General features: G+C 73.2%; 10 protein-coding genes and 1 pseudogene. 4 read left to right on the plus strand and 7 right to left on the minus strand.

Annotation, left to right across the window (positions count from 1 at the left end):
• Both CCN56_RS36205 and CCN56_RS36210 read left to right on the plus strand, forming a co-directional pair.
• Window positions 1-678, plus strand: a 678-nt coding sequence (locus CCN56_RS36205) for a C40 family peptidase (RefSeq protein ID WP_143664731.1), incomplete at its 5' end; no start/stop codon positions are given.
• A 115-nt stretch (window positions 679-793) separates the two neighbouring features.
• Complete coding sequence (locus CCN56_RS36210) at window positions 794-2,140, plus strand: MFS transporter (protein WP_256962355.1); 1,347 nt, start codon at window positions 794-796, stop codon at window positions 2,138-2,140.
• Between the two features lie 101 nt (window positions 2,141-2,241).
• On the opposite strand, the pseudogene CCN56_RS46035 reads toward CCN56_RS36210, so the two are convergent.
• From CCN56_RS46035 to CCN56_RS36235, 6 genes and pseudogenes are all read right to left on the minus strand, one after another.
• A pseudogene (locus tag CCN56_RS46035) lies at window positions 2,242-2,346 on the minus strand (hypothetical protein); the annotation flags it as partial.
• Window positions 2,347-2,364: 18 nt separating this feature from the next.
• Entirely contained in the window at window positions 2,365-3,600 is a 1,236-nt protein-coding gene (locus CCN56_RS36215) for a styrene monooxygenase/indole monooxygenase family protein (RefSeq protein WP_086831994.1), read from the minus strand.
• Between the two features lie 47 nt (window positions 3,601-3,647).
• Window positions 3,648-4,331 (minus strand): ATP/GTP-binding protein, encoded by a 684-nt coding sequence (locus CCN56_RS36220; RefSeq protein WP_086831995.1) that lies wholly within the window; start codon window positions 4,329-4,331, stop codon window positions 3,648-3,650.
• Window positions 4,312-4,725 carry a DUF742 domain-containing protein gene (locus tag CCN56_RS36225; RefSeq protein WP_086832001.1) on the minus strand — a complete coding sequence of 138 codons (414 nt, stop codon included), beginning with the start codon at window positions 4,723-4,725 and terminating at the stop codon, window positions 4,312-4,314. Before CCN56_RS36225 ends, CCN56_RS36220 begins: the two co-directional genes overlap by 20 nt.
• Window positions 4,726-4,730: 5 nt before the next feature.
• Window positions 4,731-5,222: a roadblock/LC7 domain-containing protein gene (locus CCN56_RS36230; protein ID WP_041131225.1), complete on the minus strand. Its 492-nt coding sequence runs from the start codon at window positions 5,220-5,222 to the stop codon at window positions 4,731-4,733.
• Complete coding sequence (locus tag CCN56_RS36235) at window positions 5,219-8,143, minus strand: nitrate- and nitrite sensing domain-containing protein (RefSeq protein ID WP_256962356.1); 2,925 nt, start codon at window positions 8,141-8,143, stop codon at window positions 5,219-5,221. The genes CCN56_RS36230 and CCN56_RS36235 overlap by 4 nt, the downstream gene beginning before the upstream one ends.
• 371 nt (window positions 8,144-8,514) lie before the next feature.
• Between CCN56_RS36235 and CCN56_RS36240 the strand changes: the two genes are divergently transcribed.
• Window positions 8,515-9,306 carry a protein phosphatase 2C domain-containing protein gene (locus CCN56_RS36240; protein ID WP_086831997.1) on the plus strand — a complete coding sequence of 264 codons (792 nt, stop codon included), beginning with the start codon at window positions 8,515-8,517 and terminating at the stop codon, window positions 9,304-9,306.
• A 14-nt stretch (window positions 9,307-9,320) separates the two neighbouring features.
• Here the strand turns inward: CCN56_RS36240 and CCN56_RS36245 are convergent, their stop codons facing one another.
• Window positions 9,321-9,803, minus strand: a complete 483-nt coding sequence (locus tag CCN56_RS36245; RefSeq protein WP_086831998.1) for a MarR family winged helix-turn-helix transcriptional regulator — start codon at window positions 9,801-9,803, stop codon at window positions 9,321-9,323.
• A 236-nt stretch (window positions 9,804-10,039) separates the two neighbouring features.
• On the opposite strand from CCN56_RS36245, the gene CCN56_RS36250 reads away from it, so the two are divergent.
• Window positions 10,040-10,879: a lysozyme gene (locus CCN56_RS36250; protein ID WP_086831999.1), complete on the plus strand. Its 840-nt coding sequence runs from the start codon at window positions 10,040-10,042 to the stop codon at window positions 10,877-10,879.
• Window positions 10,880-11,099 lie beyond the last annotated feature (220 nt).

The following is an 11,099-nucleotide window of genomic DNA, read 5'->3' on the forward strand; positions in this document are numbered from 1 at the left end:
CGGCAGGCCGGCGGCCTCGCGAGCGCCTCCCGCAAGGCCCTGGACCGACAGCAGGGGCTCGCCGCAGCGCAGCGCAAGCGGCGCGACGAGGTGCGGGCCAAGCTGGCCGAGGTCGAGAAGCTGCTCGCCGCGCTGTCGCCGGACCAGCTGTCCCGGCTGACCGCGCTCGAACACGTCCAGACCGCCGGCGCGCAGCGCGAACTGCTCGACTCCGGCGCCCTGGCCGGCACGCGCACCCCCTCCCGGGCGGGCGCGGAGGCCCTGCGCTTCGCGGTGGACCAGATCGGCAAGCCGTACGAGTGGGGGGCGGAGGGCCCGGAGGCGTACGACTGCTCGGGGCTGACGCAGCAGGCGTGGGCGGCGGCCGGCCGGGAGCTGCCGAGGACCAGCCAGGAGCAGTGGGCGACCCTGCCCCGGGTGTCGCTCGCCGAGCTCCGCCCCGGCGACCTGGTGGTCTACTTCCCGGGCGCGACCCATGTGGCCCTCTACCTCGGGGACGGCCTGGTGGTGCAGGCCCCGCGCCCCGGCGGAAAGGTGAAGGTCTCACCGCTCGCGGCGAACCCGCTGCTCGGCGCCGTACGGCCCGATCCGGAAGGGACGGCCCTGAAGGCGTACACCCCGCCCGTGCTCCCGGCGGGGGCGAAGGACGGCGCGGACGAGGGCTACGACAAGAGCTGAACTCCCGCTCCCGGCCCGCCCCTTGCCCTCGCGCGTAATATCCAACAAGCTAGACGGGTCCTTACGAATGGCCGACACCGATGGCCGATCGCCTGTCCCGGACACGGAGCCCGTCATGCCCAGCCCCGTCATGCCCAGACTCTTACCGGACACCCGACCCCGGCGCGCGCTCGCCGCCTCGAACTTCGTCAACGCCGTCGGCAGCGGGCTCTTCCTGACCGCCGGCGTCCTGTACTTCACCCAGGCCGTGCGCCTCCCGGCCGCCACCGTGGGCCTCGGTCTCGGCATCGCCGGGCTCCTCTCGCTCGCCGTGGGCATCGCCGTCGGCCACCTCGCGGACCGGCGCGGGGCGCGCGGGGTCTACGTGACCACCCTGGCCGTGCAGGCGCTCGCCACGGCGGCCTTCGTACTCGCCGACAGCTTCTGGCCGTTCGTGCTCGCCGTCTCCACGGCCACCGGCGCCAAGGCGGCCGGTCTCGCCGCCCGGGCGCCGCTCATCCGGCACCACGGAGGGGACAGGCCGCAGGAGTTCCGCGCCTATCTGCGGGCCGTGACCAACGTCGGCATCTCCCTCGGCGCGCTCCTCGCGGGGTGGGCGGTCCAGGTCGGCACCCTCGGCGCGTACCAGGTCCTCGTCGCGGGAAACGCGTGCGCGTTCGCGGCCTCGGCCGCCGTCCTGTTCCTGCTGCCGCCCGTCGCCCCCGCGCCCGCCGACCGCGGCCCCCGGTGGATCGCGCTGCGGGACCGGCCATACCTGGTGCTCACCGCGCTCGACGGCGTGATGGCCATCCAGTTCAAGGTGCTCACCGTCGCGATCCCGCTCTGGCTCGTGGGGTCCACCACCGCCCCGCACTGGCTCGTCTCCGGCACCATGCTCGCCAACACCGTCCTGGTCGTCGGCCTCCAGGTGCGGGCGAGCCGCGGCGTCGACTCGCCCCGGGCCGGCGGCCGCGCCTACCGGCGCGCCGGGGCGGCCTTCCTCGTCTCCTGCGCCCTCGTGTCGCTCTCCGCCGGGACGCCCGTCGTGGTGGCGGTCGTGCTGCTCCTGGCCGCCGTGGTCGTCCACACGGTCGGCGAACTGTGGCACGCGGCGGGCGGCTTCGAGGTGTCGTACGCGCTCGCGCCGCCCCACGCCACCGGCCAGTACCTGGGCGTCTTCGGGCTGGGCGCCGGTCTCTCCGAGGCCCTGGGCCCCGGCCTCCTCATCGCGCTCTGCATCGGCTGGGGACGCCCCGGCTGGTTCGCCGTGGGCGCCCTCTTCGCCCTGACGGGCCTCCTGACCCCGCTCGCCGTCCGCCGCGCGGAGGAGGGCCCTCAGTCGCCGAAGAGGGAGACGACCCCGAGCACCCGGACCCGTCCGAAGACGACCGTCCCCAGCAGGCATCCGGCCCCCGCGACGAAGCCGCCGACCGACCGCCCTCCGGTGCCCGGCGCGTACTCCTCGTCGGCGTCCTCCTCGTAGGAGGCGGGCCCGTCCCGGCTCCTCGGCCCGTCCCGGCTCCTCGGCATGTGCCGTCCGCAGGGACACGGGCCGCCGCTCGGCGAACGGGGTGACCGCAGGCGCCGGCGTGCCATCGGCACACGGCCGGCGGCCAGGTCCGCCTCCACGCGGGCGAGGGTCCGCGACAGCGGCATGCCCCCGTGATCAAGCACGGGGGCATGTCGCATCGACCGGATTCGGCCTGGTCAGCCGCCCGTGACCTCGGCCAGGTACGCCGACGTCCTCTCCGGGTCGAAGAAGAAGTTCTCGAAGTCCGCCGGGTCGTCGAAGCCGTTGGCGAAGCGGTCGGCGACGGGCTGGAGCCCGCCGGCCGCGCCGAGCAGGTTCAGGACGTGCTCCGGCGGCGGCGCCAGCATCGCGTTCGTCCACTTGGTGACGTGCTGGGCCGTCTGCCAGTAACGGTCGAAGGCGCCCTGCATCCACTCCTCGTCGAAGGGCTTGTCGCCCTGCTCGACGATGGCGGCGAGGTACGCGGCGGCGCACTTGGACGCCGAGTTGGAACCCTGGCCGGTGATCGGGTCGTTGGCGACCACGACGTCGGCGACGCCGAGGACCAGGCCGCCGCCGGGGAGCCGGCCGATGGGGTTGCGGACGGTCGGCGCGTACCGGCCGGCGAGCGTGCCGCCCGCGTCGGTCAGCTCGACCTTGGTGGCGCGCGCGTACTCCCAGGGCAGGAACTTCTCCATGAGCTCCAGCGTCAGGGCGAGGTGCTCGGAGGGGTCCTTGACGCCCTGGAAGGCGTCGACCGGACCGCCGGGGACGCCCTCCCAGAAGAGGATGTCGGCGCGGCCGCCGGTGGTGAGGGTCGGCATGACGAAGAGCTCGCCGACGCCGGGCACGATGTTGCAGCGGACCGCGTCGAACTCGGGGTGCTCGGGGCGCGGGCCGAGGCCGTGGACGTACGCGACGGCCAGGGCGCGCTGCGGCTCGCTGTACGGGGAACGGGCGGCGTCCCGGCCGAACATGGAGACCAGCTCGCCCTTGCCGGCCGCGACGAGCACCAGGTCGTAGCTGCGGGAGAAGTAGTCCAGGTCGCCGACGGCCGCGCCGTGGATGACCAGCTGGCCGCCGCGCTGGGCGAAGGTGTCCATCCAGCCGGCCATCTTCACGCGCTGGTCGACGGACTGGGCGTAGCCGTCGAGCTTCCCCACCCAGTCGATCAGGCGGGCGGAGTCGGGGCCGGCGACGGAGACGCCGAGGCCCTCGATCTTCGGGGCCTGGGACTCCCAGAAGTTGAGCCCGAGGTCCCGCTCGTGCTGGAGGGCGGTGTCGAACATGCACTGGGTGGACATGACCCGGCCGGTGCGGATCTCGTCCGCCGTCCGGTTCGACATGAGGGTGACCTCGTACCCCTGCGACTGGAGTCCGAGGGCGAGCTGGAGGCCGGACTGGCCGGCGCCGACTATGAGTATCTTCCGCATGGGCGGGGCTCCTGGCGTGACGGGACGAACTGTTCGGGGGCGGCAGGCTATTCGGGCGTGGCTTCGAGCGCGTGCGCGACCATCGCGAGCAGGGTCTCGACGACGCTGTACCGCTTGCGCGCGTCCATGATCACCACGGGCACGTGCGCGGGCACGGTCAGTGCCTCCCTTATGTCGTCCTCCTCGAACAGCTCCGTGCCCTCGAAGTGGTTGACGGCCACGATGTACGGCAGCCCGCAGCTCTCGAAGTAGTCGAGCGCCGGGAAGCAGTCGGTGAGCCGGCGGGTGTCGGCGAGCACGATCGCCCCGATCGCGCCGCGCACCAGGTCGTCCCACATGAACCAGAAGCGCTGCTGTCCCGGCGTGCCGAAGACGTACAGCACCAGGTCGCTGTCGAGGGTGATCCGGCCGAAGTCCATCGCCACCGTGGTGGTGAGCTTGTCCGGCGTGGCGGTGAGGTCGTCGGTGTCCTCGCTCGCCCGGGTCATCAGCGCCTCGGTCTGGAGCGGGGTGATCTCCGAGACGGCGCGGACGAAGGTGGTCTTGCCGACGCCGAAGCCGCCCGCGACGACGATCTTCGTCGCGATCGGGGCACGGGAGTGGTCGAGCTGCCAGTCCTGCGCGCCCTCTTCGGTATCCGGTTCGCGCGATTCGGCCCCCGGCTGGGCGGGGATGCCGGCGACCACCGGCGTTTCGGAGACGGCGGTGGCGTCAGAGACGACGGAGTCCACTCAGCACCCTTTCGAGGAGCGCGCGGTCGGGCTGGCCGGTGCCGTGACCGGTCCCGTACACACGGATCTTTCCCTGGTCGGCCAGGTCGCTGAGCAGCACCCGGACGACCCCCAACGGCATCTTGAGAAGCGCCGAGATCTCCGCGACCGTCCGCATCCGGCGGCAGATCTCGACGATGGCCCGCATCTCCGGCATCAGCCCGCGGGCGGCCGGTCCGCCGTCCGTCAGGGCCTTGCGGGCGGCGGGCGCTTCGAGCGCGGCCACGAAGGTCTCGACGAGCAGGATGTGACCGAAGCGGGTACGGCCGCCGGTCAGCGAGTACGGGCGCACGCGCGCGGGGCGGCGTCCCTCTCCGCGTACCGGCAGCTTGAAGGCGTGATGAGCCGAGGACATGGCCGTCACTGGGTGCTCTCCATCGATTTGCGCAGTTCACTGCGGACTTCGGGGGTGAGTACGTGACCGGCGCGGCCCACGAAGAGCGCCATGTGGTACGCCACGACGCTCATGTCGCAGTCGGGCGTGGCGTGCACGCCGAGCAGCGAACCGTCGCTGATCGACATGACGAAGACGCTGCCCTCGTCCATGGCCACCATCGTCTGCTTGACCCCGCCGCCGTCCATCAGCCGGGCGGCGCCGATGGTGAGGCTGCCGATGCCGGAGACGATGGTGGCCAGATCGGCGCTGGAGCCGCGCGGCCCGCCGGGGCGGCCGGCGTCGGCGGCGGCCGTCGTGGCCTGCTGGGTGGCAGGGTCCGACGAGAGCAGCATCAGGCCGTCGGAGGAGACCACGGCCACCGAGCGGACGCCCGGGACCTCCTCCACCAGATTCCCCAGCAGCCATTGCAGGTTGCGGGCTTCCGTACTCAGTCCGAACGTTCCCGTCGCAGTCAACTGCGTGCCTCCTCGACTGTGTCCCCCGTCATCTCCTCTGTACGTGCAGTCCTCGCGGCGTCTATGCGCGCCGTGTCCAACTCCGCCTCAACGTCCCGGCGCCCGGCCTTGGCGCCCTGGTGGAAGCCGCCGAGCCGGCGGCGCAGGGCCTCCGCGTCCACTCCGCCCCGACGGGGCGTGGCGGGGGCGCCCGCCTGCTTGACCACCTGCGGGGTGCGCTTGGGCAGGCCCTTGTCGGTGACCCGCTCCCACTGCGCGGGGCGCGGTCCGGGGACTTCGGCGGTGGGCGTCTCGGCGTGCGCCGTCTCCTCCGCGTCGGCGGCGCGCTCGTGGGTGTCCGGCTCCGGCGGCGGGTCGGGCAGCCGGACCTGGAGCGTGGTCTCGGAGACGGATGCGTACGGGGCCGCCTCGGGCTCGGGCTCGTACGCCTCTGCCGGCTCGGGCTCGGGCTCGTAGGTCGGTTCCGGCTCGTACGCCGTGCCGGGCGCCGCTTCGTACGGCGCTTCGTACGGCGCTTCCGGCTCGTACGCCTCTGCCGGCTCCAGCTCCGGCTCGGGCGCGGGCGCGGGCTCCGGGGCGTACTCCTGGGCCGGCTCCGGCTCGGGGGCGCGCTCCGGCTCCTGCGTCTGCGCCGGGCCCGTCTCCGCCGCCAGGAACGCGGCCTCCGCCGCCTCCACGAGCGGGTCGCGGGTCCGGGACGGCAGGCTGTTGGAGTTGGCCTCCGCGGCCGAGCCGGGCAGCTGGATGGCGGGCGCGGCGCCCGCGACCCGCACCGGCTCCGTCACGGCCGTCGGCGGGGCGGTGGGCAGCAGGGGCAGCGGCAGGACCACGACGGCCGTCGTGCCGCCCGGCTTCTGCTCGCGCAGCTCGACGCGCACCCCGTGGCGGGCGGCGAGAAGGGCGATGACCCGCATGCCGAGCCCCTCGCCCTCGAAGGCCTCCGGGTCGGCCTCGGCGAGGCGCTCGTTGAGCTCGGCGAACCGGCGGGCGGTCATGCCGATGCCCGCGTCCTGCACGGAGAGCATCACCTCGCCGCTCTCCAGGAGCCAGCCGGAGAGCTGGACCTCGGCGTCGGGCGGCGAGAAGGAGGTGGCGTTCTCCAGGAGTTCCGCGACCAGGTGGCTCAGGTCGTCCGCGGCGAAGCCGGCGACCTGGGCGTGCGGCGGCAGGGACTGGATGGTGACCCGCTCGTACCGCTCGATCTCGCTGACGGCGGCGCGCAGCACGTCGACGAGCGGGACGGGCCCTGCGTGGCCGTGGACGTGCTCGTGGCCGGCGAGGACGAGGAGGTTCTCGCTGTGGCGGCGCATGACGGTCGCCATGTGGTCGAGCTTGAAGAGGGTCGCGAGGCGGTCCGGGTCCTGTTCGCGCTCCTCCAGCTTCTCGATGACGCCGAGCTGCCGCTCGACGAGCCCGAGGCTGCGCAGCGAGAGGTTGACGAAGGTGTGGTGGACGCTGTTCCTGAGCCGTTCGAGGTCGGCGGTGAGGAGGGCGACCCGGCCCTGGAGGTCGGCGCGCTGGGCGGCGAGTTCGGCGCCGACGGCGTCCTTGGCGGCGGCCAGGTCGGTGCGCTCGTCGGTGAGCCGCTCGGTCTGCGCGGCGAGGCCGGCGAGCTTGCCCTGCAGGGCGTTGAGGGAGCGGACGACCTGCGCGAACTCGTCGTTGCGGCCGGTGAAGCGGATCGCTTCCTCGTTGTGCGGCTCGGGGGCCGCGGCGAGCCGGGCGGCGCCGAGGCGGAGCACGGCGAGCGGCCGGGTGAGGGTGCGGGCGACGTAGGTGGAGATGCCGATCGCGACGAGGAGGCAGCCGCCGAGGTAGGCGAGGCGCAGTTCGAGGGCCTCGACGTCGTCGTCGCGGAGCGCGGAGAGGCGGTCGACCCGCTCGGTGGCGAGGGCGGACTCGACGCCGCGCATCTGCTCGATGCGGGCGGAGAGGGCGGCCTCCAGGGCGGTCGGGTCCGTGCCGCGCTCGGCCTCGGTCAGCTTGGGCTGGTCGGTGAGGGAGGAGAGCGCGAGTTCGGCGCTCTTGACGTCGGGGCCGGTGACGGTGGCCGCGAGGGAGTCGCGGGCGGTGGCGCCGGCGGCCTGGTCGAAGTCGCCGAGGGCGGCGAGTTCGCGGACGCGGGCCTGCTGGGCGGCGGCGGTGAGGCCGTCGCGGGCCCGGTCGGCCTCGGCGGCGCCCTCGGGCTCGTCGGCGACGTAGGTGTTGGTCTGGGGGTCGTAGTGGACGCCCCCGGTGGGCTCGGGCTGGGGGACGGAGAGCGCGGCGACGAGCAGGCCGCGGGTGACGGAGGCCTGTTCGACGGCGCGGCCGAGGGCGGCGGGGGCGCGGGTGGCCCCGGTCAGGGCGGCGTCGGAGGCGCGGGCCGGGGTCTTGTCGGCGAGTTCGTCGGCGAGGGCCTGGAGCTTGGCGATGACGTCCGAGTACGCCTTGTGGGCCTCCAGGGCCGTGCCCTTGCCGGTGAGGGCGGTGCGGCGGACGGAGGGGACGCCGGCGAGTTCGCGGCGGAGTTCGGCGGGGGCGGCGGGCCGGATCTCGTCGATCTGGCGGTCGACCCGGGTGGAGCGCGCGTCGGTGATCCGCCGCTTGTGCTTGGCGTCGCCGCTCTGACCGTCGCGTCCTGCGGCGATGTACGCGACGACCTCGTCGCGCTCGTCGGCGAGGGAGTGCGCGAGGGTGACGGCCTGCCGGTCGAGTTCGGCGAGGGTGACCAGGCGCTGGGACTCGGTGAGCTCGGCGGAGGCGGCGAGGATCGCGGGGGCTCCGGCGGCGAGGACGGTGACGCCGACGAGGGCGACGCCGGCGACCAGCCGGCTGCGGACGCGCTTGGACCGGCCGGCGGGGGCCTGCGGCTCACCGGGGGTCTGGCTCTGCGTGCCGTTCTTGCTCCGAGGCCGCTTCTTCTGCACCGGTGCTCGCATTCTTGATTCGTCCGCCGATGAAGCAGAGGTGACGACCGGTCGCATGGAGCACCCCCACCCCTGGTACGGCTTCCGACCATTCCAGCGCTTCCGGCAAGGGGACGGGCATCGGCCGCTCCGCCACCCGAACGAGTGAACAACACTCAGTAGTTGGCGAACAACTTCCGGCGGCGGTCGCCGGGGGCCCGTGCGGGGCGCCGGTTGGATCTTCCGGGCGGGCTTTGGCAGGATGCCCGCCCGCAGCTCCCCGGAGGTGGCCGTTCCACCTCTCGCACCACTTCTTCCGGGTTGGTACAGGCCATTTCCGGTCATTTGCAGGTCCGGTGAAGGATTTCCCGGGGAATTGCGCGGCGGTGGGCACACTGGATGCCATGCACAGTGGAGTCGCCTCCCTTCCCGGCAGTCCCGAACGCCCCAATGAGGACTGGGTGGCCGCAGCTCTGCCCGCCTCGGGGAGCGGGGGGACGGTCGTCCTGCTCGACGGCGTCACGCCTCCCGCCGGTGATGACGGTTGTGTGCACACGGTCCCGTGGTTCACCGCGCGACTGGGCGGGGCTTTGACCGAACTGTCCGGTTCCCGCCGGGACATGCCCCTGTCCGAGATCCTGTCGCGGGCAATCCGGCGCACCGCGGACGCCCACCGCGACACCTGTGACCTTTCTCACGTGCGAACGCCCCAGGCGACCGTGGTGCTGGCCCGCTGGGACGAGGCGTCGGTCGAGCATCTCGTCCTCTCCGACTCCGCACTCCTCCTGGAGGCCCCGGACGGGACGGTACGGGCCGTGCTCGACGACCGGCTCGACCGGGTGCCGGACGAGGTGCTGCGCTCCCTGGCGGCGACGGACCGGCTGCGGAACCGGGAGGGTGGCTTCTTCACGGCGGCGGCGGACCCGGCGGTCGCGGAGCGGGCGGTGACCGGGACGACCCCGCGCGCGGAGGTACGGGCCCTGGCGGCGCTCACCGACGGGGCGAGCCGCTGGGTGGAGCTGTTCGGCGAGGGCGACTGGGCGGACTGCTTCGGCGTGCTGCGCGAGGAGGGCCCGGCCGGTCTGCTCCGCCGGGTGCGGGCCCTGGAGGCGGCCGACGCGCGGGCGGGCGGGGTGCGCCGCTGGAAGCTCCACGACGATGCGACGGCGGTCTACGCGGAGCTGCGGGACCTCTGATCCGGGTCTGCCGCTCAGCCCTCCGAGCGGACGTTGAAGTGGTGCAGGAGGCGGGCGAGTTCGGCGACCTCGGCGCGGTCCCAGTCGGCGAGTTTGCGGACGTAGCGTTCGCGCCGGGCATCGCGGACGCTGCGGAAGCGGCTGCGGCCCTCCTCGGTGAGGCGGACGAGCGAGGCGCGGCCGTCGGCGGGGTCGGGGTCGCGGGCGACGAGCCCGAGGTCCTCCAGGGCGCGGAGCTGGCGGCTCATGGTGGCCTTGCCGACGCCGAAGTACCCGGCGAGCTCGGTGGCCCGCTGGGGTCCGGCCTCGTCGAGGCGCACGAAGAGGCCGTAGGCGGCGGGCTCCAGTTCGGGATGGACCTCGCGGGCCATCTCGCCGGACTGGGCGCGGGCGCGGCGCAGGAAAACCGCCAGCTCCCGTTCGAGGGCGAGGAATTCCTGGTCCACACCACCTCCGGCGGTGGCCCGGCCTTCGTCTCCCGTACTGCTTCCGTGCACGTCAGCACCTCCCGCGCGCTTTCCGGTCGCTGAAAGTTTCTTGCCGGGGCGTCCATCGCCGCAGCTCCTTCAGTATTTCGCAGGCGTAGACCAACGGCGGCAACCAGGCCCCCTTCCGCCGGACGGGTCTACGTGCGTAGCGTCTTTCCCGGCAGCCCTGAATGACATGTCCATTCCAGGACTTGTCGTGACGCCTGCCGCCACCGCTCCCCCACCGAGCCTTTCGGAGGCACGCAATGCGTGTGCACAGATCCGGAACCACCCTCGCCGGCGCCGCCCTCGCGGCCCTCACCCTCCTCCTCCCCCTCGGCCTCTCCGGCACCGCCACCGCCGCCCAGGACCCCGGCGCGAAGAAGGCGACCCCCGCGCGCGGCTCCGCCTACATGGGCATGGGCGTGATCGCGCACGACGGCCAGGGTCCCGTCGCCGGCGGCGCCCCGACCCTGACCGCGGCGACGGAAGGCGTGGACGTCTCCAGCCACAACGGCAACGTGGCCTGGTCCACCCTGTGGAACAGCGGGGTCAAGTGGGCCTACGTCAAGGCGACGGAAGGCACGTACTACAAGAACACCTACTTCACCCAGCAGTACAACGGCTCCTACAACGTCGGCATGATCCGCGGCACGTACCACTTCGCCACCCCGGACACGACGACCGGAGCCGCCCAGGCCGACTACTTCGTCAACAACGGCGGCGGCTGGTCGGCGGACGGGAGGACCCTGCCGGGCGTGCTCGACATCGAGTGGAACCCGTACGGCGCGACCTGCTACGGCAAGACCGCGTCCGGGATGGTCGCGTGGATCCAGGACTTCGTGAACCGGTACAAGTACCGGACGGGCCGCGACCCGGTGATCTACACGGCCACGAGCTGGTGGAAGCAGTGCACCGGCAACTCCGCGGCCTTCTCCACCACCAACCCGCTGTGGATCGCGCGGTACGCCACCGACGTCGGCGAGCTCCCGGCCGGCTGGCCGTACTACACGATCTGGCAGTACACCTCCTCCGGCCCGACGGTCGGCGACCACAACCACTTCAACGGGGACTACTCGCGCGTGCAGGCGCTCGCGAACGGCTGACCCCTCCTCCGATCCGCGGCAGCGGCCTCCCGGGTGTGCGGCACCCCGGGGGGCCGCTTTTTCCGTCCACCCCCTTGCCCATTGGTATGGACCAATGCGAGGCTTCCTCCGCCGGTCGCCCGGAAGCCAACTTCCGTACGCCCAGTGCGCGTTGCTCGTCCCGTCCTCCCCCACGCACGAGAGAGAGCCCCCGCATGCCCTCCTACCGCCGCACCGCCGC

The sequence above is a fragment of the Streptomyces sp. NRRL B-24572 genome (assembly GCF_002156145.1).
GTDB lineage: Bacteria > Actinomycetota > Actinomycetes > Streptomycetales > Streptomycetaceae > Streptomyces > Streptomyces vietnamensis.